The 22,865-nt window shown below is 56.3% G+C and carries 24 protein-coding genes; 7 read left to right on the top strand and 17 right to left on the bottom strand.

From position 1 onward, the window contains the following. Nucleotides 1–7: 7 nt before the first annotated feature. The 3 genes from aroA to ACFFK0_RS12025 are packed head-to-tail and all read right to left on the bottom strand — an operon-like array spanning nucleotide 8 to nucleotide 2,057. A complete protein-coding gene (gene aroA / locus ACFFK0_RS12035) occupies nucleotides 8–1,303 on the bottom strand; it encodes a 3-phosphoshikimate 1-carboxyvinyltransferase (RefSeq protein WP_377470437.1) in 1,296 nt (431 codons plus the stop codon). A 14-nt stretch (nucleotides 1,304–1,317) separates the two neighbouring features. Next, on the bottom strand, nucleotides 1,318–1,677 hold the full coding sequence (gene crcB / locus ACFFK0_RS12030; protein ID WP_377470436.1) for a fluoride efflux transporter CrcB: 360 nt from the start codon (nucleotides 1,675–1,677) through the stop codon (nucleotides 1,318–1,320). Next, nucleotides 1,674–2,057 (bottom strand): fluoride efflux transporter FluC, encoded by a 384-nt coding sequence (locus ACFFK0_RS12025; protein WP_377470435.1) that lies wholly within the window; start codon nucleotides 2,055–2,057, stop codon nucleotides 1,674–1,676. Before ACFFK0_RS12025 ends, crcB begins: the two co-directional genes overlap by 4 nt. A gap of 214 nt (nucleotides 2,058–2,271) precedes the next feature. On the opposite strand from ACFFK0_RS12025, the gene ACFFK0_RS12020 reads away from it, so the two are divergent. Continuing rightward, nucleotides 2,272–2,571, top strand: coding sequence for a rhodanese-like domain-containing protein (locus ACFFK0_RS12020; protein WP_377470434.1), 300 nt, complete (start codon nucleotides 2,272–2,274; stop codon nucleotides 2,569–2,571). On the opposite strand, the gene ACFFK0_RS12015 is transcribed toward ACFFK0_RS12020, so the two are convergent. After that, complete coding sequence (locus tag ACFFK0_RS12015; RefSeq protein ID WP_377470432.1) at nucleotides 2,568–3,098, bottom strand: shikimate kinase; 531 nt, start codon at nucleotides 3,096–3,098, stop codon at nucleotides 2,568–2,570. The two genes, ACFFK0_RS12020 and ACFFK0_RS12015, sit on opposite strands and share 4 nt — an antisense overlap. A gap of 193 nt (nucleotides 3,099–3,291) precedes the next feature. On the opposite strand from ACFFK0_RS12015, the gene ACFFK0_RS12010 reads away from it, so the two are divergent. Continuing rightward, the gene (locus ACFFK0_RS12010; protein ID WP_377470431.1) at nucleotides 3,292–3,618 is read left to right on the top strand and encodes a hypothetical protein; all 327 of its coding nucleotides are present in this window, start codon (nucleotides 3,292–3,294) and stop codon (nucleotides 3,616–3,618) included. Here ACFFK0_RS12010 and gnd read toward each other — a convergent pair. From gnd to ilvD, 8 genes are all read right to left on the bottom strand, one after another. Then, complete coding sequence (gnd, locus tag ACFFK0_RS12005; protein WP_377470429.1) at nucleotides 3,615–5,027, bottom strand: NADP-dependent phosphogluconate dehydrogenase; 1,413 nt, start codon at nucleotides 5,025–5,027, stop codon at nucleotides 3,615–3,617. The two genes, ACFFK0_RS12010 and gnd, sit on opposite strands and share 4 nt — an antisense overlap. Nucleotides 5,028–5,058: 31 nt before the next feature. Beyond that, nucleotides 5,059–5,826 carry an SDR family oxidoreductase gene (locus ACFFK0_RS12000; RefSeq protein ID WP_377470428.1) on the bottom strand — a complete coding sequence of 256 codons (768 nt, stop codon included), beginning with the start codon at nucleotides 5,824–5,826 and terminating at the stop codon, nucleotides 5,059–5,061. A 77-nt stretch (nucleotides 5,827–5,903) separates the two neighbouring features. Continuing rightward, complete coding sequence (locus ACFFK0_RS11995; protein WP_377470427.1) at nucleotides 5,904–7,454, bottom strand: gluconokinase; 1,551 nt, start codon at nucleotides 7,452–7,454, stop codon at nucleotides 5,904–5,906. Then, nucleotides 7,451–8,728, bottom strand: a complete 1,278-nt coding sequence (locus ACFFK0_RS11990; protein WP_377470426.1) for a nickel pincer cofactor-dependent isomerase, group 22 — start codon at nucleotides 8,726–8,728, stop codon at nucleotides 7,451–7,453. Before ACFFK0_RS11990 ends, ACFFK0_RS11995 begins: the two co-directional genes overlap by 4 nt. 28 nt (nucleotides 8,729–8,756) lie before the next feature. Next, nucleotides 8,757–9,779, bottom strand: a complete 1,023-nt coding sequence (locus ACFFK0_RS11985; protein ID WP_377470425.1) for a LacI family DNA-binding transcriptional regulator — start codon at nucleotides 9,777–9,779, stop codon at nucleotides 8,757–8,759. A gap of 108 nt (nucleotides 9,780–9,887) precedes the next feature. Next, nucleotides 9,888–10,484, bottom strand: a complete 597-nt coding sequence (locus ACFFK0_RS11980) for a YkzI domain-containing protein (protein WP_377470424.1) — start codon at nucleotides 10,482–10,484, stop codon at nucleotides 9,888–9,890. Nucleotides 10,485–10,717: 233 nt separating this feature from the next. Beyond that, a complete protein-coding gene (locus tag ACFFK0_RS11975; protein ID WP_377470423.1) occupies nucleotides 10,718–11,593 on the bottom strand; it encodes a stalk domain-containing protein in 876 nt (291 codons plus the stop codon). Between the two features lie 178 nt (nucleotides 11,594–11,771). Further along, a complete protein-coding gene (gene ilvD / locus ACFFK0_RS11970; RefSeq protein WP_377470484.1) occupies nucleotides 11,772–13,442 on the bottom strand; it encodes a dihydroxy-acid dehydratase in 1,671 nt (556 codons plus the stop codon). Nucleotides 13,443–13,639: 197 nt separating this feature from the next. On the opposite strand from ilvD, the gene ACFFK0_RS11965 reads away from it, so the two are divergent. From ACFFK0_RS11965 to ACFFK0_RS11955, 3 genes are all read left to right on the top strand, one after another. After that, complete coding sequence (locus ACFFK0_RS11965; RefSeq protein WP_377470422.1) at nucleotides 13,640–14,491, top strand: WGxxGxxG-CTERM domain-containing protein; 852 nt, start codon at nucleotides 13,640–13,642, stop codon at nucleotides 14,489–14,491. 104 nt (nucleotides 14,492–14,595) lie between these two features. Next, nucleotides 14,596–15,252 (top strand): DUF1054 domain-containing protein, encoded by a 657-nt coding sequence (locus ACFFK0_RS11960; RefSeq protein WP_377470421.1) that lies wholly within the window; start codon nucleotides 14,596–14,598, stop codon nucleotides 15,250–15,252. Between the two features lie 107 nt (nucleotides 15,253–15,359). Then, nucleotides 15,360–16,076 carry a hypothetical protein gene (locus ACFFK0_RS11955; protein WP_377470420.1) on the top strand — a complete coding sequence of 239 codons (717 nt, stop codon included), beginning with the start codon at nucleotides 15,360–15,362 and terminating at the stop codon, nucleotides 16,074–16,076. Nucleotides 16,077–16,228: 152 nt separating this feature from the next. Here ACFFK0_RS11955 and ACFFK0_RS11950 read toward each other — a convergent pair whose 3' ends face one another. Beyond that, nucleotides 16,229–17,557, bottom strand: coding sequence for an MFS transporter (locus tag ACFFK0_RS11950; RefSeq protein ID WP_377470418.1), 1,329 nt, complete (start codon nucleotides 17,555–17,557; stop codon nucleotides 16,229–16,231). Nucleotides 17,558–17,666: 109 nt separating this feature from the next. On the opposite strand from ACFFK0_RS11950, the gene ACFFK0_RS11945 reads away from it, so the two are divergent. Then, entirely contained in the window at nucleotides 17,667–19,136 is a 1,470-nt protein-coding gene (locus ACFFK0_RS11945) for an aminotransferase class I/II-fold pyridoxal phosphate-dependent enzyme (RefSeq protein WP_377470417.1), read from the top strand. A 64-nt stretch (nucleotides 19,137–19,200) separates the two neighbouring features. After that, entirely contained in the window at nucleotides 19,201–19,629 is a 429-nt protein-coding gene (locus ACFFK0_RS11940; protein WP_377470416.1) for a DUF1885 family protein, read from the top strand. Between the two features lie 567 nt (nucleotides 19,630–20,196). Here ACFFK0_RS11940 and ACFFK0_RS11935 read toward each other — a convergent pair. From ACFFK0_RS11935 to ACFFK0_RS11920, 4 genes are all read right to left on the bottom strand, one after another. Then, a complete protein-coding gene (locus tag ACFFK0_RS11935; protein ID WP_377470415.1) occupies nucleotides 20,197–20,502 on the bottom strand; it encodes a DUF1292 domain-containing protein in 306 nt (101 codons plus the stop codon). 111 nt (nucleotides 20,503–20,613) lie between these two features. After that, a complete protein-coding gene (locus tag ACFFK0_RS11930) occupies nucleotides 20,614–21,237 on the bottom strand; it encodes a stalk domain-containing protein (protein WP_377470414.1) in 624 nt (207 codons plus the stop codon). Between the two features lie 99 nt (nucleotides 21,238–21,336). Next, nucleotides 21,337–22,239, bottom strand: coding sequence for an alpha/beta hydrolase (locus ACFFK0_RS11925; protein ID WP_377470413.1), 903 nt, complete (start codon nucleotides 22,237–22,239; stop codon nucleotides 21,337–21,339). 32 nt (nucleotides 22,240–22,271) lie between these two features. Then, nucleotides 22,272–22,757 (bottom strand): CcdC family protein, encoded by a 486-nt coding sequence (locus ACFFK0_RS11920; protein ID WP_377470412.1) that lies wholly within the window; start codon nucleotides 22,755–22,757, stop codon nucleotides 22,272–22,274. Between the last annotated feature and the right edge of the window lie 108 nt (nucleotides 22,758–22,865).

Raw genomic sequence — 22,865 nt, 5'->3', positions numbered from 1 at the left:
ATGTATGCTACTCGCGAACCAGTTCCACCTGGGCGCCGAGAGCTCGAAGATGATCAAAATAGTGAGGGTAAGACTTAGCGACGTGATGTGCATCACGAATCGTCAGACCTTGGCGGGAACGCAGTCCCACAACCGTCAACGCCATAATGACGCGGTGGTCGATATGCGAATCGATTTCGACTCCGCCTTCGACGCCTTCCGGACGTCCGTGCACGATAATCTCGCTCTGCCGCTCTTCAACGTCAGCTCCCGCTTTGCGAAGCTCGTTCAAGAAATCGGTAATCCGGTCGCATTCCTTATACCGCAAATTTTCGACGTTGTAGAAGCGCGAAGTGCCTTCGGCGAACACGGCTGCCGCCACCATCGCCAATACAGCGTCGGTGAAATGGTCGCCGTCGAATTCGCCTGCCTTCAGCTTCTGGTTGCCGCGAACGTGTACGGTGCCATTTTCGTGAGTCAGGTTAACGCCCATCGCCTTCAATACGTCGACAACGGCACGCTCGCCCTGCCGGCTGTTCTCTTCGAGCCGGTGCACCAGCACATCGGAGTTCGTAACCGCAGCCGCCGCCAAAATCGCTGCGGAGCCCGGATAATCGCCCTGCACGACGTATTTCTTCGCCTCATAGCGTTGCCCGCCCGGGATGCGGTAATGCATCAAATCTTCGGAAGCTTCGATCTTCACGCCTGCTTGCTCGATAACCTCCAGCGTCTGTCCGACGATGACCTTCGATTTCAAATCGTGCAGAACGACGATCTCGCTGTCTTCGTTCAGGAGCGGCGTCATGAAAAGCAGCGAGCTCAGGAATTGCGACGATACGTTGCCCGACACTTCGATGCGGCCGCCCTTCGGCTCCCCGCCGTAGATCGTAATCGGCAGCTTGCCGCCTTGGTGGTCGACGCGAACGTTCATTTGCTCCAGCGCCGCAATCAAATCGTCGTGCGGCCGCTTGCCGAGCGAATCCGGATACGTATTCACAAACGTCAGCTCCGGGCAAAACGCCGCAACCGACATCAGAAAGCGGAGCACCGCTCCTGCGTTGCCGACATTCAGCTCGGAAACGTGCTTCGGATGACGGCCGAAGCCTTGAATCGTCATTTTCTCCTCGTCTTCTTCAACGACCGCGCCCAGATCCCGAATGCAGCGCCGCATTGCATCGCTGTCTTCGCTGTGAGCGGGATAGTAGACGGTGCTCGTTCCTTCGGCCAACGCTCCGATAAGCAAATAGCGGGTCGTATAATTTTTCGAGGAAAGAGCTTGGATTTCTCCTTGCAGATTCGGGGTAGGGCGGACAATGGCTCGCACGATTAGGTAACCTCCTAAACATAATAAAGGCCGATAAAGGCAAACAAAATCCCAAGTATGTACGTTAAAGCGATATAAGCGGCAAAATGTGCCCAAGCCTTCCGCCGGGCAAGTCGAACGCTTTCCAAATTGAACGTGGAAAACGTAGTGAACGCGCCCATAAAACCGACGGCAATGATCAGCCGTACCGATTCCGGAGCCGCATGTCCCGCTACGATCCCGATCAAAAAAGAACCGATTGCATTTATTGTCAGTGTACCATAAGGGAGCATGGTTGGGAACCTTGTCGACACGAATGTCGACAGCAAGTAACGGGCCGTTGCTCCTACAAATCCGCCGGCGGCTACGAGAAGCAGCTTCGAAAGTGTCATCATTTTTCATAGCCCCCAAGTGCCTCGCCAAGCCGGGCAAGAGCGAGACCTCCGATGCCGCTTAGAGCGGCATAAGCCGCGGCCGTCCCAGCATGGCCTGCCTGCAGCAGCTGGACCATCTCCAGGCTGAAAGTCGACAATGTCGTAAAGGTGCCGATCAAGCCGGCGGTTATTCCGAGCTGCACCGCCGCAGGCAGCCGGGCTCCGACGGCTGAAGCGGTGTATCCGAGCAGCAAACACCCCGCCAAATTGCAAGCCAGCGTACCCCAAGGGAAGCCTTGTGCCGTTACGGGATTCCACAGCAGCGACAGGCCGAACCGGGCTATAGATCCAACGATGCCGCCTGCGCCGACGGCCAGAATGCGGCTTAATGAGTATGGCATAAGCTTTTAGACTCCCGCCCAGCGGCAGGCCCGCCGAATGCGAGCGTACCGAGCTTGAAGAAGACGAGCGCCGCCCCGCCTGCCGCGTTAAGCTTGCCTTGCAACGTCAAACTCCTCCCTTGCACGAACTTCCTGCCCTCTTGCAACTTCACAGGAAGTCCGGTACCATCATACTTGAATGGCCGACATATCCTTCGACCGAAAGGCGGTTCCCATGAACGACACGATTACTCCAGAGGAAGTCAAGCAGCGTCTGGACGCCGGCGAGAAATTGAATTTGATCGACGTCCGCGAGCCGGAGGAAGTGCAGCAGCTTCACATTCCGGGCGTCAAGAACGTTCCGCTCTCTGAATTGGCCGAACGCCATACGGACATTCCGCAAAGCGGCGAAATCATCCTCGTTTGCCGCAGCGGAGCCCGCAGCAGCCGCGCCCAGCAATACTTGCAATCGATAGGCTACCAAGGCCTGCGCAATATGACCGGCGGCATGCTCGCATGGGAGCAGCTCGACTAGAGCTGCTCAACCTCCCGGTTCGTCCCTTGAATGGCTGCGACGATCCGCTCGGCAACCTCTTCCGGCGACAGCCGCTCCGTATCGATCTTCACTTCGGCAAAATCGTACGCCCCCTTCCGCGCCTCCAGCAAAGCCGTCACTCTTTCTTCGACACCGCCTTGCAGCAGCGGACGGTTCGTATCGCCCTGAACCCGCTCGATGATCGCTTCCTTCGAAGCGGTCAGCGCCACGACCAAGCCGCCTTCCTTCATCAGCTCGCGGTTTTCCGCCGACAGCACGGCGCCGCCACCGGTTGCGAGCACGCAGCCCTTACCGCTTAAGAGCTCGCGGATCGCCTCCGTCTCCAGCCTGCGAAATTCCGCTTCGCCCCGCTCTGCGAACAGCTCGGGTATCGACATTCCCGACTTCTGCACAATCCAAGCATCCGAATCGACGAACGACCAGCCGAGACGAGCAGCCGCCAATGTGCCCACTGTCGATTTGCCTGTGCCCATAAATCCGACGAGAACTACGTTGCTTCGTATCAACCTGCATTCTCCTTCTTTCGCGGCTTAACGCTGTAATCCAAGACGGTTGCCGTAGTTTGTCACATTTTACTATACCACAGGGCTCGTTTCGATGAATACCATTCACGGAAAAAACATAAGTATGTTGTGAATAAATTCCAGTCTAAACATGAAAGCTAAGACGTGGAGAAATGTCGAAGGAGAGATGATTCGAGTGGCCACCCCCGCCCCTATTCCGCAGCACACCAGACACAAGCTGGAGCAAATCTTCAAGCCGGACTACCCCATTTGTAAAGAAGACGTCATATGGGTTCTCGAGCTCATCAAGAAAAAAGTGGCTGAGGAAGACCCGATGCTGCTGGATCTTTCCCAACCACGTCTGCTAAAAAGCTATCATTACTTTGCCGAGATGGCGATGATGCTGGTGCACCGCAGACATCTGTTCGACCAAGAGGCCGACCGTCTGCGGGCCTGGCTGATCGAAGCCGCAAGCGGCATTATCGACCTGCCGCCTTCCGCCTTGCGGAAAGCCCGCTATTAAGCGTCCATCCACTGGTAGTGGAATGTTCCTTCCTTGTCCACCCGCTGGAACGTATGCGCACCAAAGTAGTCGCGCTGTGCCTGGAGCAGGTTCGCCGGCAGGCGCTCGGAACGGTAGCTGTCAAAGTAAGCAAGCGCCGACGAGAACGCCGGTACCGGAATGCCGCGGGCGACCGCAACCGACACGACTTCGCGCCATGCAGCTTGATACGACTCCACAACGCCTTGGAAATATTCGTCAAGCAGCAGGTTCTTCAGCTCCGGATTGCGGGCATATGCATCTGTAATATTTTGCAGGAACTGCGCACGGATAATGCAGCCGCCGCGGAAAATTTTGGCGATCTCGCCGTATTGCAGATTCCAGCCGTACTCGTCCGACGCCGCGCGCATTTGCGCAAAGCCTTGGGCGTAAGAGCAAATTTTGCTGGCGAACAGCGCTTTGCGAACCGATTCGATGAACGCCTGACGATCGCCGTCAAACGGCTTCTGTGCGGGTCCCTTCAGCACCTTGCTGGCTGCGACCCGCTCTTGCTTCATCGCCGACAGGAAGCGCGAGAATACCGATTCCGTAATAATCGACAGCGGCACGCCGAGATCGAGCGAGCTTTGGCTCGTCCATTTACCGGTACCCTTCTGTCCGGCCGAATCCAAAATCACGTCGACCATCGGCTTGCCTGTTTCCTCGTCGATCTTCGTGAAGATGTCTGCCGTAATTTCGATCAGGTAGCTGTCCAGCTCACCGCGGTTCCATTCGGCAAAAATTTCATGAAGCTCGGGAGTTTCCGCGCCTACTACATCTTTGAGAAGCTGGTACGCTTCGCAGATCAGCTGCATGTCGCCGTATTCGATGCCGTTATGTACCATCTTAACGTAATGACCGGCGCCGTCCGGACCGATATACGTGCAGCAAGGCTCGCCGTTTACTTTCGCGGAAATCGCCGTAAGAATCGGCTCTACAAGCTCGTATGCGGATTTCTGGCCGCCCGGCATGATCGAAGGCCCTTTCAGCGCGCCTTCTTCACCGCCGGACACGCCCGTGCCGATAAAGCGGATGCCCTTCGCTTCCAGCTCTTTCGTACGGCGCTGCGTGTCAGGAAAGTACGAGTTGCCGCCGTCGATCAGAATGTCGCCCTGATCGAGGTGAGGAACGAGCTGTGCGATCGTATCGTCGGTCGGCGCTCCCGCCTTGACCATGATCAGAATGCGGCGAGGCGTTTCGAGCGAAGCGACGAACTCTTCCACGCTGTATGTACCTGTCAGCTTCTTGCCCGGATTCTCCTCCAAAATTTCTTTCGTCTTCTCCGGAGAACGGTTGTAGACCGACACGGTGAACCCTCTGCTTTCGATATTGAGAGCCAGGTTTTTCCCCATTACCGCGAGTCCGATAACGCCGATTTGCTGTTTAGACATGATTCCAGATACTTCCTTTCTCCTTGAAAAATTATATGGTCATGGCGCCAAATCCGCCATCAACACGCACAATGGAGCCGGTCACGAAGCTGGATGCCTTCTCGGAAGCCAGGAATACGGCCGCGCCCTGCAGCTCTTCGGCTTCGCCAAAACGATTCATCGGCGTGTGGCGCATAATCGATTCGACCCGTTCCGGCGACAAAATCTTGCGGTTCTGCTCCGCCGGGAAGAAGCCCGGGATAATCGCGTTGACGCGAACGCGAGCAGGAGCGAACTCCCGCGCCAAAAACTGCGTCACATTGTTGACGGCAGCCTTGGAGGCGGAATACGTGAACACCTTCGACAGCGGCGGATCGGAAGAAACGGAAGAGATGTTGATGATCGAGCCGCCTTTGCCCGCTTCGACCATATGTTTGCCAAAAACCTGACAAGCTAACACGACGCTCTTCAAATTCACTTCCATGATCGAATCCCATTCTTCCATCGTGATGTCAAAGAACGGCGTCGCACTGTTCTTGCCCGGGCAGTTCATCAAAATATCGACGCTGCCGGACCAAGCCAGAACCTCGGTGAGAACGCGCCGCAGATCGTTCTCGCTGGTAGCGTCGGCTTCGAAGCAATGCGCTTCGCCGCCCGCTTCTTCGATGCGCTTCTGCACCTCGCGGGCCTTTTCCTGATTGCGGCCGACGACGGCTACTTTCGCGCCGTGTCCGCCAAGCGCGACAGCCATTGTGCCGCCGAGCGTCGAATTGCCGCCGATAATGACGGCGGTCTTGCCGGATAAGTCAAACAAATTCATGATAAGTTCCTCCCCAATGATTAGTATACAGGTTTGGCGAAAGATTGCTTATCATCCGTTGTCAGCGTCTTCTCCGCTCACTCGGCCGACTGTTCGTTCTGGAACGCGGCGATGTCGGAAAAAGGCGCTTCTAACTGATGATATACTTTCGCATAAATAGCTGTCAATTTTTCATAAGTTGCATGGCTGCCCGGATTCGGTTCATAACGGGTGCCCCCGCTATCAACCCAGCCGTCCAGCTCGCTAAGACTGCCCACTTCGCCGACGGCAAGAAGACCCAGCATGGCCGCCCCGAGGCCGGATGCTTCGATCGACTCCGGTACGGTCACCGGTACGCCAAGCACATCCGCCAGCAGCTGCAGCAAGAACGGCGAGCGGGCGAACCCGCCGGAGGCGCGGATCTCGCGGATGTCGGCGCCGTTATCCCGCAGCGCTGCGGCTACCGAATGCAGGCGGTACATGATGCCCTCCAGGACGGCGCGCACCATATGCTTCTTGCCGTGCTGCAGCGACAGGCCGAAGAAGACGCCCCGGGCGTTCGGGTTCCAATACGGCGCCCGCTCGCCGGCCATCAGCGCAAGGAAGATCAGGCCTTCGGAGCCCGGCTGCACTTCGGCGGCCAGCGCGGACAAATAATCGTACGGATCTTGGCCGAGCTTGCGCGCCTCCTCCGCCTCCAGCGTGGCGAGCTCGTCGCGCACCCAGCGGAACATGATGCCGCCGTTGTTGATCGGTCCGCCTACAACCCAGTATCCTTCCTGCAGGGCATAGCAGAACAGCCGGGCTTCGGCGTCGGTGCGGGGCTCGGCGACTACGCCGCGGATGGCGCCGCTCGTGCCGATCGTCACTGCGTAGACGCCGGGCTCGTGGGCGCCGACGCCGAGGTTGGCCAGGACGCCGTCGGAAGCGCCGACGACGAACGGCGTTTCGGCGCCGAGTCCCATGCGCGCCGCAAGCTCGGGCCTCAGTCCGGTCAGCTTGTATGTCGTCGGAACCGGCTCCGGCAGACGGGAGGCGTCGATGCCCGCCGCCCGCAGCGCGCCTTCATCCCACTCAAGCTTCTCCAGGTTGAACATGCAGGTCGCACTGGCCAGCGAGTGGTCGATGACCGTCCGTCCGAAGCAGCGGGCGAATACAAACTCCTTGATGCCGAGGAATTGATAAGCGCCGTTATAGATTTCTGGCTCATGATCCCGCATCCACATCAGCTTCAGCAGCGGCGACATCGGATGGAGCGGCGTTCCTGTGCGGCGGTAGATGCCGAGACCGTCGTAGCGCTCCTTAAGGATATCGACATACGCTGCACTGCGGTTATCCGCCCAGGTGATGCACGGCGTAAGCGGCCTCATCTCCTTGTCCACGGCAATTAAGCTGTGCATCGCGGAGCTGAACGTTACGCATAGGACATCTTCGGGGCGAAGCTTCAGCTTATCGACAACGGCACGAATACCGTCCGCAACCGCCGCAAACAGCTCTTCCGGGTCTTGCTCCGCCCGGTCGGCCGCGGGAGCGTGCAGCGGATAGCCGATGGAATGCGATTCCACAACGCGCCCGTCCCTGCTTACCGCCAGCGTCTTCGTAGCGGTGGTACCAATATCGACGGCGATAACAACGGAAGTCGTGGTCATTTCGGCAAATTCCCTTTCTCGTCGAATGTCAGGTCATACGGAGCCGGGCTCAAAATTTCGATATCCGGGTGGCGGCGGGCTTCCTCCAGCAGGTTCACGGAAATCTCGATTTCTCCCAGATGCAGCGTATCGCGGATGCGAACGAGTCTGCAGGTCGTATAATCCAGGATGTTGCAGGTCTTCACTGCCGCCTTGATTGCGTACAGGTCGTTCTCCAGCGTCGTCGCCTGCTTCGTCGGGGCGCACACCGTCGACGTCAGCCCGTTCGCATAAGTGCCCGGCCAGTCGGCCTTGTCCGCGAGCGTCTGCGTCGTAAAGTCCGCAGTACCGACTCCGTTTACGTTGCCCTTCGATTCCGGCGTCAGGTCGAGCACGACCATCTTCGAGACGTCGGGGCCGCCGCTTGCGTACGGTGTCGGATAGCGTCCCGTTACGTTCGGGTCCATACCGTCGCCGCTGATATTCTTGCCGATATAATCGATGACAAGCACGTCGATCTGATCGAACAGCAGCTTCGGCAGCCGCGCCTTCGCCTCGACAAGCAGCTCTTCCTCTCTCGCCTCGATTTGCTCGGAAGGCAGCACTTCGACGCGGCACGTCTTGTCGTAGGCGTTCTCTACGAGCGCAACGCCGAAGACGATCGGCAGCTTAGCCAGCATCCGCTTCGCCATCTCCGGCACGTTCTCGGCCATATATTTAAAGCCGAGCTGATGGCAGGCTTCGGCGCCCTTCTGCTTGCCGAGCCCGATCGCGATCATCTTCATGATCCCGCTTTCGATCCGGCCGCGGAACGCCGTATGCGGCTTCACACGGTTAATGACAATGATCGCGTCGGCTTCTTCGGCGGCGATGCGGTCCACGTACACCGGAAGGCCGTTCGGCAGCTCATCGATTTTCACTACGTCCATGGACGAGCGCACCGGCGCTCCCATCGTCTGCTCCGAAATGCCGAGATGCTTGAGCACCTCAGCCTGGCCTTCGGCCGTAGCGCCGCCGTGGCTGCCCATACAAGGGACGAGGAACGGAACGCCGCCCGCCGCCTTAACCGCATCGACCGTCACCTTCGTGAATTTGTCGATATTGGCGATGCCCCGGCTACCGACGGCAATCGCAACGCGCTGCCCCGGCCGAATGCGCTCGATGCCGCCGGGCTTGGCCAGCTCCTTGCGCAGCTCCTCCTCCGGGTTCTGAAGCTCGGTCGCGTCAAACGATTGGCGGATGCGGACCATTTGCGGCAGCGGAATCGGGTCAAGTAATTGTCGTAATACGCTCATCTACGTAAGCCTCCCACAATGATTAATGTTATAGTTCCCGGCGGGCAGCCGGCGGTGCGGCGGAATCCCGAACGACGAGCTCCGTGCGGACGTATACGGTTTCCGGCGCGGCGCCCTTGCCTTCGATCGCACCGAGCAGCCGTTCCGCCGCCATGCGGCTCATCTCGGCCATCGGCCTGCGGACGGTGGTCAGCGCAGGAGTCACATAAGCGGCGAACGTATCGTCGTCAAATCCGGCCACGGTCATATCCTGCGGAACCCGCAAACCTGCTTCGGCGATCGCCTTCAGCGCGCCCAGGGCCATCTGGTCGTTGGCGCAAAACACCGCCGTCGGCCCATTCCGGTTCCGAAGCAGCCGGCGCATGGCGGCGAAGCCGCTTTCCACCGTATACTCGCCGGAAACGATATACTCGCTTCGAATCGGCACACCGGCGTCCGTCAGCTCGGTCATATACCCTTCGCGCCGCACCTTCGTCGACCTGAAGCCGGGGATTCCCTCGATCAGGCCGATCGAACGGTGACCAAGCGCAAGCAAATGCCGGACCATGGACCGTACGCCGTCCGATTCGTCGGAGACGACGTTGATGCATTGTCCTTCCTCGAGCTGGCGGTTCATGACCACATAAGGGATCCCCTTCTGCTGGACATACCTGAGAAAATCGTCATCCTCCTCCGTCTGGCTGACGACGACGATTCCGTCGAGGCTCTTTCCCGTCACCGAGTGAAACCCGCTTAATCGGCAATCGTCGATCCCTTTGACCACAAGCTGATAGCCTTCGCGAAACACTTCGTTCGCTCCGCGCACGGCGTCGTGGAAAAAGCCTGAAGACGTACCGGTATACAAAGTAGAGAAAAAGAGTCCGATGTGATGCGAGCGGTCCGAGACGAGACTTTTCGCGTACAAGTTGGGCGTGTATCCTAGCTCGGCGGCGAGGTGGCGGATGCGCTGCTTCGTTTCCTCATTGATCAGCGGACTGTCGTTCATCGCCCTCGAGACGGTCGTATGCGACACCCCTGCTAGCTTCGCGATGTCTTTGATGGTAACGCTCATAGGTTCACCTCTTAATCCCATCGTAACACACTTTGCACACGTGAACAATCGTGAATATGAAAAAGGACGGCACCGTTCGCCGTCCCCGTTACGTTGCGCTATTCAACGTCACACCTCCAACTGCAGCATTTCTTGCCTAAGCGCCATCAGCTTTGCCTTACAGTGCGCAGCCAGCTCCTCGTCGCCGCTCTGCAGCGCGTCATGCAGTGTCGCCAGCTCATAATCCAATTCCAGGCGCAATACGGGAATCCGTTCGTCCGGACGCTTGGAACGAAACGCTTGCATAATCTCCTCGACCGTCACTACCGGTTCACGTTGGAACAGCACCTTGTGCTCGATTCCGGAAATTTCCACCATCCGGATGATTTCGCCGAACATAATATTTTCAATCAATATTTGCCTATCGCGGAACCGTTTCACAATCGCATGACCGCGCGTATCGCCGATCAGCTTCTCCATCATTTCGGCCAGCTTCTCATCCTTCACCGAGTAGTTGCCGACAATCTTGTACCTTTCCCCGATTCTTTCAAATCTTAGCTTCATCAGCTTGCGCCCCGTCCGGATGGAGATTATAAACTGCTGCTCGGATTCGTTCCAGTAGAGCGAATATCCTTCCTGGATGAGCGCCTTGATGAAATTGCGGATTAGCCGGCGATCGAATCGCAGCTCTAGGTTGCAATATTCCACTTCGTAACTTTTACCCACGGCTATCCCCTCCTCGGGAGTCAAGCTCAGTTTCGATAGCATGAAAGCGTTTAGTTGAATGAATATTTAGACAACTCCTCCGCTTACCTCTATCTTATTATGATTCATATGTTTGTGCAACTTGGTTTATTGACACATTTATTGCCAGGAATGGCCTGCGGAATACGTGATTTTTTCCACAAAAGCAAATCGCCCCCGTCCTGCCTGTCGGCAGGAACGGGAGCGGCTACATGTTAACGGCCATATGTATTGTAAGGATTTTCATCGGGGTATCCGGCTTGGATATCTTCTTTCTTGTAGTCTCTAATGTATTCGGCGTCCGGATTGTTCTTATCAAGTATTTTCAGATTGACAAAGTAATAGTACAAGTGGCCGTTTTCCATCCCCAGCAGTCGATAGGTATCCGGCTCGTCCGTTTTGTCGGCAACAATAAATTGGGTGTACACCGGCGGGTTGTTCGTTGGACTGGTGCTCCAGTCTTTCATAAAAGCCTGAATCGCTTTCAGCTTCTTCGGATCCTTCTCGTCTACCGGACCGGAGCTGTAATTCGTTTGTATTGTATAATTCACAGTAAATTTCTGCTTTAGACGCTTGTCGACTTCACTTTGGGGAACAAATACCCACTTCGTATATTTGTCTTGGACTTTGCGAAGCCCCCCTACATCGACGCCCATCGCGATCAAATCGGATTCACGGTAAAGCGCTTCTTTGGCTCCTCTAAATTGGAGAAGGATATACGTACCGCCCAAGTAATCGACGTAATTTGCCGTCGGCCACGACATCGCAACCTGCTCGTAAGCTTGTTCTTCCTCCTCCTGCTGCTGCGGGATAAGCCGGCTGTTTACGTAGATCGATTTCGTTTCGCCTTTCCAAATCACTTGGGCGCCGAGCGACTGCCCGAGGTCCTTGAGAGGTAAATATGTCTTATCGTTATAAATGAGCGGCGGCTCCTCGAAGACGACCGTCGCGCCATCGACAATAATTTGAAAATCGGGACGAAGATATGCTTGCACCTGCTCCAGAACGTCGTCGGCGTATGCTCCTGCAGTGAACACTGCACTGAAAGCAGCGGTCATCCCGAGCGTCAATAACCATTTGTTTCTTTTCATGTCAGGCTCCTTCCTTATCACATCCTCTTCCTGTATTCGGCAAAAATCAACATTTTCCTTCTTCGAACATGACTTTGTATCGATGACAAAAGCCGCCCCTTCCGATAAACGGACGAAACGGCTCGACATGAAAATCCCTCCTTCGCCTATTTAAGCGAGAGGAGGGACGGTTATCAGCTTAAATTTTCATAACGCCGCCCGAGGAGGCGTTCGTAACGAGCTTGGAATAGCGGCCAAGGTAACCGGACGTAATTTTCGGCTCGAAGCCTTTCCAGTTCGCTTTGCGCGCGGCCAGCACGTCGTCCGCCACCTGCAGGTTGATCGTGCGCTCCTGAAGATCGATTTCAATCGTGTCGCCGTCTTCGATGAACGCAATCGGTCCGCCCTCTGCAGCTTCCGGAGAAACGTGGCCGATGGAGATGCCGCGGGATGCGCCCGAGAAGCGTCCGTCGGTAATCAGTGCTACTTTGGCGCCGAGACCCATACCGACGATCTGAGACGTCGGAGCGAGCATCTCCGGCATGCCCGGACCGCCTTTAGGCCCTTCGTAGCGGATGATGACAACATGGCCTTCCTTCACTTTGCCGTTGGCGATGCCGTACAGCGCGTCGTCCTGGGAGTCGAAGCAGATTGCCTGGCCGACAAACTTGCTGCCGACGGATTTGTCTACGGCACCGACTTTGATGATGCTGCCTTCCGGTGCGACATTGCCGAACAGGACGGCAAGTCCGCCTTGCTCGGAATGCGGGTTATCGATCGTACGGATGACGTCCGTGTTCTTGATTTCGTGGCCGGCCACATTTTCGCGGAGGGTCTTGCCCGTTACCGTAATCCGGTCGCCGAACAGCGCTCCTTCTTTCTTGAACAGCTCGTTCAGAATCGCGCTGACGCCGCCCGCATGGTGCACATCCTCGATATGATAATCGGACGCCGGAGCGATTTTGGCCAGATGCGGTACCCGCTTGGCGATTTCGTTGATGCGTTCGATCGGATAGTCGATGCCCGCTTCATGAGCAAGCGCGAGTGTGTGCAGAACCGTATTCGTCGATCCGCCCATCGCCATATCGAGCGCAAACGCGTTGTCGATCGCTTCGATCGTCACGATATCCCGCGGCTTGATGTCCTGCTTGATCAGCTCCATCAGCTGCTTCGCCGATTGCTTCACGAACTCCTTGCGCTCTTCCCAGATGGCGAGAATAGTGCCGTTGCCCGGCAGCGCGAGGCCGAGACCTTCAGCCAGACAGTTCATCGAGTTTGCCGTGAACATGCCGGAGCACGAGCCGCAAGTCGGACAGCCGTATTGCTCCAGCTCAAGCAGTCCCTTCTCGTCGATCTTGCCGGCCTGGTATGCGCCGACGCCCTCGAATACCGAGGAGAGCGAGATCGAGCGGCCGGAGCTGTCTTTGCCGGCTTTCATCGGACCGCCGCTGACGAATACGGTCGGAATGTTGACGCGCAGCGCACCCATCATCATTCCGGGAGTGATTTTGTCGCAGTTCGGGATACACACCATGCCGTCGAACCAATGCGCGTTGACGACCGTTTCCAGCGAGTCGGCAATGATTTCGCGGCTCGGCAGCGAGTAGCGCATGCCGATATGGCCCATCGCAATGCCGTCATCAACGCCGATCGTATTGAACTCGAACGGCACGCCTCCGGCTTCGCGAATCGCTTCTTTGACGATTTTGCCGAATTCCTGCAAATGCACGTGACCCGGAACGATATCGATATAAGAGTTGCAGACCGCGATGAACGGCTTGCCGAAATCCTCTTCTTTAACGCCGGCCGCACGCAGCAAGCTGCGGTGCGGTGCCCGGTCGAAGCCTTTCTTGATCATATCACTGCGCATACGAGCTTTTTCCACTTTCCGGTACCCTCCCTTAAGGCATGTACATCTAGTAATTTGCGTTACACTCTTAACTGTTAAGTGTACAACTTCAAACCTATTCTGGCAACAATCCGCTTTGATATCGTCAAATCGGCGGGGCAACCTAAGATCAAGGCGACCATTGCCTATCTACTAGACGAGAGGATGGATGGACCGAAATGAAAAAAGTTGCAGCTTGTCTTTCGACGCTTTGTGTGTCCGCTATGCTGGCCGTTCCCGCTTTCGCCGAGACCGGCGGGAGCACTGGCGGAACCGGCGCTTCCGCCGCGGGCAGCACGTCGACGAGTCATTCCGTTGTCGTGAGCGAAAACATTCCGGGGACGCGAAGCACCAGCTTCGGTCCGGGTACGGTGGGCATCAGCGGTTATGGCGGCAACGGAACCTCGGCGTTCGGGACAAGCGAATTCTCGACGGGAGCGACGAGCTCGCCGGATTCTCCGGCGAATCGGAATACGAACGGTACGGGTACGAACGACAACAATGGCGGCAATAATGGCGGTGTCGTCGGCAATGCGCTAAATAATATGGGGAATGCGATGAATAACGCCGGAAATGCCATTGGCAATTCGGTAAACAGCGCCGGGAATGCCATTGGCAGTTCGGTAAACAACGGAGTATCCCGTGTGCAAAACATTTTCGACGGCAATGACGCCAACGATACAAACATGAACCGCGCACGGGGATTCGATTATTCCAACAATTTTTTGAGCAATAATACGGACAGCAGGGACGGAACTCTTACGTCGCGCGGCACGACTTTTTCGACGAACAACAACAACAACAACAACAACAACAACAACAACAACGCAAACACTTATAGGACGAATTCTTATGGCACGAACGCTTATAACGCATACTCCGCAGGTAACGGAACGAATACGAACGGTTACCGGGCGGCAAATTATTCTGCAACAGCTGCGGACAACTCAACGGACTGGGGCTGGCTCGGTCTGCTCGGTCTTGTCGGCCTCGCCGGCCTGTTCGGACGCAACCGTTCCGATATCCGCTAATCCGATAGGACTGCCCCTTCGCTTTGCGGAGGGGTATTTTCTTGATATAGTTAGCTATGTGTCGCGATTTCATTATTTTTTATGCAGAGAGAGGCCTTAACGCTATGAGTTCAATTCCAGTTGTTCCCGTATCCGACCCGTTTACCGGTTTTGCCGCCGAAGATTTCGGCTCCTTTCATATCGACGGCTTGGAGCCGCGCATGGAAGCGATCCGGACTCGGATTCAACCGAAATTCCGGGCCATTGCCGCCGAGCTGATCCAGCCCCTGTCAGCCTTTGCCGGTACCGAGCTGTATCTTCATATTGCCAAGCATGCCCGCCGTACGGTCAATGCGCCTGTTGACACTTGGATGGCGTTTGCACACGATAAGCGGGGCTACAAGCAGCATCCGCATTTTCAAATCGGCCTATTCGACGATCATGTTTTCGTTTGGCTTGCCTATATTTACGAACTGCCGAACAAGCAGCAGATGGCCCGGCGTTTGCTGGACCAAACGGACGACGTGCTTCAGCTGCTAGACGGCGGCTATCAGCTGTCATTCGATCATATGAAGAAAACGAACGTGACGCTGCAAGAGCTTGGCGAGTCCGGCTGGCGCGACGCCGTCCAGCGGTTCCACGATGTCAAGAAAGCGGAGCTGCTGATCGGACGCACCTTTCCGGCGGGTTCACCCATTGTGGAAGACGGGGAACGGTTCATCCGGGAAGCGCTGCAAACGTTCGAAACGCTTGCGCCGATCTACCGGATGACGGCGGGGTGATCGTTTTTTTCATTTTTTATCTGAGATTAAGGTTTGCTTACGTAGAATGCAGCCTGCCTGTATAGACTAAGATGCGAATCCGACTAGTCTAGAGAGGTGAACATCTTATGAAACGAATCTTTGCAGCGCGCCTGTTTGCCGGTACCTTGGCGCTAACCTGCGCCGCAGGCGGAATGTACATAGGAGTGCCGGGAACGGCTACCGCTGCGCTGTCGGCAGCGGTAGCGTCCTCCTCCAGTCAGCCCCAGGCTACTGCGCCCAGGCAGGACCGCAAGGAAACCGCCGAGCCCCGCAGCGCCAAATCGCATGACGGCGCGCCGCCGATTGTCGCGGAAGCTGCCTCCGTACTCCGCATGAAGGAGAACGAGCTGATTGACAAGCTGAAGAAGGGCGTTTCGCTTGCCGATGTGGCCAAGGAGCGCGGAATGAGCAGCGACGATTTGACGGCCAAGCTGCTGCAGCTGCGCAATGCCCGAATTGACGAAGCGGTGAAGGCAGGCAAGCTGGACGCAGCCAAGGCTGAGAAAATGAAGCAGAACATGGGCCGGCATCTGAGCTACATGATTGCCGAGAAGAACTTGCTGGATATGCATTCCATGCATATGCATAAGAGGCGGGACTTCTTGAAGCCGGATCCGGAGCAGCTGGCCGCTATGCTGGGGATTACCGAAGCGGAGCTTCGCCGGCAGTTGAAATCGGGCAAGTCGCTCACGGAGATTGCAGCGGGCAAGGGCATCGGCCGCGAGCAGCTGATGGCCAAGCTGCAGGAGCTGATGACGCCGAAGCTGGAGCGTTGGATCGACCGCAAGCGTTCGGCGCAGTAAGTTACGGCAGCAAACACCGCCTGTTCGGGGCGGTGTTTTGCCGTGTATGGCGGATTACGTCTCATCCGCTCCTGGACGGCAAATGCTTGGAACCTTGACTTGACATCCAACAGCCGAAGAAAAACCGTTAGCTGCCGTCGCATGTCCAATCCTCAGCCCGCCTTCATACGCTCCTCCTTACCGCTCCTTTGCACGAGCAAAAGCTGCAGCACGAACAGCAAAGCGAGCACGCCGCCGCTCGTCATAAACGGCACGCGAGGGCCGAATACATCCCACAGCTTGCCGGAAACGATCGGTCCGATGACGCTGCCCAGCCCCTCAATGGTTAAGAAAAAGCCCCAAATCGCCCCCCGCTTTTCCTCCGGAACGGCCGCGGCGATCAAGACGTTCCAGGCCGGAATAATGCAGGCGTAGGCCATCCCGATCAGTGTCACATAACCGTAAAGCACATAAAGCGATCTTGTGAAAGTAAACAGAAACAGCGTCGCTGCTCCGAGACCGAAGCCAGCCGCCAGGAAGAACTTCGTTCCATACTTGTCGACCAGCTTGCCGACCGGAACAAGCAGCACTACGGTTACCGCTCCCCCGGCGATTAAAAACAGACTGAACTGGGTCGGCGTCAGCGAAAGCTCCTGCCGGGCATACAGCGTCAATATCGGCGAAAGGATTCCGATCGCAAACGTCTGCAAGAACATCGCCGGGAATAGCAGCGGCGAAACCGTCAGCGATGCGCGCACCTCCCGGAAATAAGCTGAAGCATGCTCCAGCCACCCCTTGCCGTTCCCCTTGCTCCCGTCCCCGTCCATGTTAGCAGCCCTTTCAGCCTCCCGCTGCTTTCGCCCGGGCAGCAGCAGCGCCACAACGACGACAACCGTCATACAGCCGAGCAGGATCCGGAAAGCGGGTCCGAATTCGCTGCCTTTCAGGAAAAAGTTGATGACGACCGGCCCGATTCCTGTCCCCGACAGCCATGCCAGATGAACGACGCTGAGCACGGTTCCTTTGCCCTCGTCGCCCGCCACCTCCGTCGCTCCGGTGATGACGCATGGCCACAGCGGCGCCGTACCTAGCCCAAGCAGCGCACAAGCGGTAATCGTCCATGCGTAATGTCCGGCAACAGCAATGATCACAACCGATGCGAACGTAACCAACACCCCGCTCAGCATACAGGCGCGGTACCCGATACGGTCGATAATCCAGCCGACGGGCGCCCGCAGCGCGTTGTCTCCGATATATTGCGCGGCCAGCGTCCAGCCGATGGCGTATGCGCTCGCCCCGAGCACTACAGCCATATATACAGGCAGAATCGTCAGCAATAGCGCTCCCTTCACGAACTCCACAACGAACATAATGACCAGCAGCTTGATGACGAACGGCGAGAATAGGGCTGTTTTCACGTTCTTTGCTGCCGAGGCTTCCATCGCCTTCATCTCCTTCAACCGGACTTTGTCGTTATTTTTCGCCGTTCTTTGCAAAATCATGAAAGAAAAACTTGCATCCGCGTCCCATTCTGCTATACTCGTGATGTTTGTGGGTGGGCACCGCCATATATAGACAAGCGATGCAGCAGGTGCAGAAAGGATGGGATCCATGACAGATCAAGAACGTACGCCGTTATTTACCGCGTTGAAGCGGCACGCGGAGCGTAATCCAATTCAGTTTCATATTCCCGGGCATAAGAAAGGGATCGGCATGGACCCGGAATTTCGCTCGTTCATCGGCGATAACGCCTTGTCGATCGACTTGATCAACATCGCGCCGCTGGATGACCTGCATCAGCCGACACATGTGATCGAAGAAGCGCAGAAGCTGGCCGCCAAGGCCTTCGGTGCGGAGCAGACGTTCTTCTCCGTACAAGGCACGAGCGGAGCCATCATTTCCATGATCTTATCCGTTGTCGGCGAGGGCGACAAAATCATCGTCCCCCGCAACGTCCATAAATCGGTTATGGCCGCCATTATTTTCGCGGGAGCGCGTCCCGTATTCCTGTCCCCCGTACGCGACGAACGGCTGGGCATCGACCACGGTGTGACGACCCGCTCGGTGCGCAGAGCGCTCGAGAAGCATCCGGACGCCAAGGCCGTGCTGATTATTAACCCGACGTATTTCGGTGTCTGCACGAACTTAAAGGAAATCGTCGAGCTGGTGCACAGCTACGACATTCCGGTCCTCGTCGACGAAGCTCACGGGGTGCTGATTCATTTTCACGACAAGCTTCCGATGTCCGCCATGCAAGCCGGTGCCGACATGGCCGCGACCAGCGTGCACAAGCTCGGCGGCTCGATGACGCAAAGCTCCGTTCTGAACGTTCAGGGGCCGCGGATCAATACGAAGCGCATTCAAACCATTATGTCGATGCTGACGACCACGTCGACGTCTTACATTTTGCTGGCTTCGCTCGATACGGCTCGCAGGCAGCTGGCGCTGCACGGCCGGGAAATCGCGGAACGGACGATTGAGCTCGCTCAATACGCACGCAAAGAAATCAATCAAATTCCCGGCTTGTACTGCTTCGGAGAAGACATTCTCGGCACGGAAGCAACCTACGATTACGACCCGACCAAGGTGTGCATCCACGTCCGTCATCTCGGCATCACGGGCTATGACGTTGAGAACTGGCTGCGCGACCGGTACAACATCGAAGTCGAGCTCAGCGACATGTACAACATCTTGTGCCTGTTCACCCCGGGAGATACGCGCGAAAATCTCGATACGCTGCTGACGGCGCTGCGGGCATTATCCGCGGAGCATCAAAACCGCGAAGCGCAGGAGCTCGTCATCTCCATTCCGGAAATTCCGCAGCTGTCGCTCTGGCCGCGCGATGCATTCTACGGCGACACGGAGGTCGTACCGTTTAAAGAATCGGCCGGCCGCATTATCGCCGAATTCATTTACGTTTATCCGCCGGGCATTCCGATTTTGCTCCCGGGCGAAGTGATTTCGCAGTCTCTGATCGATTATATCAGCGAGCACGTCGAGGTCGGCCTACCGGTGAAAGGTCCGGAAGACCGCTCCGTCGAGTTCGTGAAGGTCATTGTGGAAGAGAAAGCCATTTTCTGATACGATAGAAGTCATGTAAGTGTTTGCATGAACCATTCCTATCAGGGCAGGTGCACATACCGATATGAGTCAGAGCGCATATATCCGTTTCGTCCAAGGCTCCGCGATTGCGACGCTAACCGTCGACGAGCTGAAGCAGCAGCTGCTTGCTTACAAAGATCAGCTGGCCAAGACCGGCACCCAGCTCGATTGGAAGTACGACGAGGCCGGCTTTCCTTACACGATCGAGTCGAAGCCGGAAGGCGAAGGCAAATGGTTTTACTTGAAGGGTAAGGACGCTCTGTACCGCTATATTCTTATGGGCGTCGGCACCGAAGCTGCCGGAGAGGACGGCGCGGAGCCCCGCACGTATGTGCAGGTTACGCTGCCGGATGACGCTACGCACGGCGATAAAGCGAAGGGCAACGAGCTGTGCAAATATTTGGCCCGCTTGTGGAAGGCGGAGCTGCGCATGTTTAACGGACGCACGATGTATTTCAATCCGCGCAAATAACAACAGTATTATATAGCAGAACGGTAGCTTTAGCGGTTTCACAATCCGCTATTTTGGTGATTTGTGTGCAGAGAGTGGGAATAGCGGTACGAGAGGGCGTTAATTATTGGCGAACCATGAATTTCGGCTTGTCACAAGTCAAGTTTGTCAAATTAAAGCCCTGTAAATCCTTTATTTCCTGCTAATGTCTTGACTCGGCTTAAATAGAGCCTTGCCAGTCCGTTATCTAGGCGAGTCAGCTGCCTGGTCTCTATAGGAGGCCAGGTTTTTTGCTTTCAATTTCGCAAGCAGCCATGCAAGAGCTCCGCTCCATTCCCCTGCTCACCTCATTAGTTCTGCGGCCGCCAGCCATGGATAAACGGCTTGCACCATCCTATGGACCCAGCGCGATTGCGGCGTTAAGCCGGTTACGTGTCGTTCTGCCAGTTGCTCGGCGTCTCTCCTCCAGCTCGTAGCTGCCGCAGCGAATCAGCCAAAGGATAGAGCGAAACTTAGACTTTCCGGTACAAAAAAGCCCTTCCATCGCTGTCTAGTCAGCGGCGGAAGGGCTTTCCTGCCCGTCTATCGTTACTCGTCTTCCTCTTGGGCCACAATCTCATTGTAGATTTGCGCAACCCGGTTCCATTCTTCCTCGTCTTCGATACCGATCAGGAACGCCTCGTCGTTCTCCTCTTCAATCCGGAAAATAACGCCGTCAGCATCAGGATCGTTACGATCCAGCAGCACTGCGTACCCCTTATCCTGCGATTCGAACGTGTAGACGATCACCATCTCGTGCTCGACGCCGGCTTCATCCGTGACGAGAAACACTTCTTCTTCATGCTCGTGGTCGTGATCGTGGTCGTGATTGTGATCGTGCTTATGGTCGCTCATTCGAGAACCTCATTTCACTGGATTTAACTTCCTCCGATACATACTACCATTAAGCTTAGGGGCAGGTCAACGCGAAGAGGCGCCCGCAAGCGCCTCTTTCCAATTTCCATATTATTGACGCACAATTTGCTTCTCGCCGATCACCATATAATCGGAGCCGTCATCCAGCTTCGCGGCGAATTGAACCGTATACTTGCCGTATTCGGTAAACTCAACCCGCTTGAACTGCCAGGTGTAGATGAAATAGTCCGACGAAACGGAGGAAACGACCGGTTCGACAAGGTCGCCGCCGCTCGGCGTCTTGATCGAAATTTTGAACGATTGGATGTTCGTCTTCAAGTTGTCCACGCTCGCATACAGGTAGAAGTTGAGCGCATCCGACGTATTCACCACATCGAACGGATTGCTGATCGTATAATTGTTGTCCTTCTGCGTCAGGCCGCTGGATGTAATGATCTGAACGTTCGGCTTATAGATCGATACCGTCTTGTTGCTGTTGTCCCATCGAACGAGTGCCATCAGCGATTGCGACAGCGTGCGAAGCGGCAGCACCGTCGAGCCGTGCGTAATGAACGCCGGCACCTCCGAGTCCGAGAACGTCTTCTCTTCATCGTTCACGAACAGTCTCGCTTTCGCATTTCCGTCATAATCCCCCCACATCGACGCGCCTGTCACGACACCGGTGCTAAGAATAAAGGCGGCGATCATCAGGGTGAGCAAACGTTGTGCTTTCATGTAAACCCGAACCTCCATCGTGTGAGTACTTAGTACTTGTTTATACTCCGAACGATGGCGATAGTTGCGCCTGCACCAGGCACAAATCTTAAGAAATTTTCAGTCTGGCCGCACCCGTTCCAGAAACGCCAGTATCCGCTTCGTATACGCGTCCGGATCGGCGCGGTACGAGCCGACATGAGTACCGTCGTCCGTCAGCCAAAGCTCAAAGCGGTCGGGGTGACGGGCGGCCAGCTCGGCGCTGTTCGATGACGGAATGGCGCCGTCCCGCTCGCTATGGACGAACAGGACCGGCCGCGGGTAAATCCGCTCGACAGCTGCCTCCGCATCGACTTCGTCCGGCTTCGTCCCGGTCAAGAGCGGCAATATCGTCAGGATGAGGGGAGTGAACGGGAAATTGGGCAGACGAGTCCAAACCGGCAAATTACGGCGCAAGTAGCGCGTCAGATGCGAGAATGGACTGTCGGCGATCACCGCCGCCACAGCCGGCTCCTTAGCAGCCGCGAGCAGCGAAGACGTCGCCCCCATGGAAAAGCCAAGCAGCACGATTCGATCCGCTCCTTGCTGCAAAGCCCAGTCGACGGCGCCAAGCACATCCTTGTGCTCGTGATAACCGACCGAGGTTAACGTTCCGGTAGACTGGCCGCTGTTGCGGAAATCGTACATCAGCACGTTGCAGTCCGCCTTCACGAGCGCCGCAGCCAAAGCGAGCGCCGGCAGCCCTTCCTCAAGCCGGTTCCCCGCATAGCCGTGCGAGAAAATAACCGTCGCCTTCGGCTTCGTTCCCGCAGCGGCCGGAATCCACCAGCCGTCCAGCGTCTCTTCGCCGCCCCGGCTGGGAAAACGGACGCAAGAATACGATAAATCCATATCCGAAGGCGATGCCGTCACCGGCTTGCGGACCGGATGCGTCAGCTTCCAGCCGACCGCCGCCGAATAAGCGGCTGTCCCGACGGCCGCCGCAACGCCCAACGCTCCTATCCCCCATAAAGCAGCGAACATAGTCGACTCCACGCTTTCTTGTCCCGATTGTTTCAGCCGATCGAACGAATCAGCTTGCGATACTGCACGAACATATAAATGCGCCACGGTACGATCATACCGAAGGCGAGAATGAAGAAGACGGCCGCCGTTTGATAAATCGTAATGAATTCTTCGATATAGCCGTGCGCAGCTACCCGCAGCACCAATAAAGCGAGAAGGATGAAGATGAAAGCCTTGGACCGTCTCGCATATACGGCGCGCTGCTCCACCTGGAGCTTGGTCGTCAAAATGAGCGGATACGAGAAGAATACGACGCCTACGGCAAAAGCGATCGCCGCCCACAGGAGCGGGATATGCGTCGGCGGGTATACGAACATCATAAAGCCGGTGCTCATGCCGAGCGGCGGGGCTACGATTTTCGCTGCGTTGATAGGCCTGCTGGAAGCTCTGAGCCGAATGAAGATGAGTGCGCTCGCCGCAGCGAGCGTTAAAATGAAGGAAATTAAATGAAGCCCTGAATTGAACGATACTGGCATGTTCCATCCTCCGTTGATGTGTCGACTCTCATTATAACATTCGTCCCCTTCTGAGAAAACTTTCCGGATAGGTCCCATGACTCGTCATCTTTCGGTTGAAAATTCAAG

Origin of the sequence: Paenibacillus chartarius (genome assembly GCF_042432825.1) — a bacterium.
Taxonomy (GTDB): domain Bacteria; phylum Bacillota; class Bacilli; order Paenibacillales; family NBRC-103111; genus Gordoniibacillus; species Gordoniibacillus chartarius.
The sequence above is the reverse complement of the archived record's forward strand: the minus strand, read 5'-3'. Positions and strand labels throughout refer to the sequence as shown.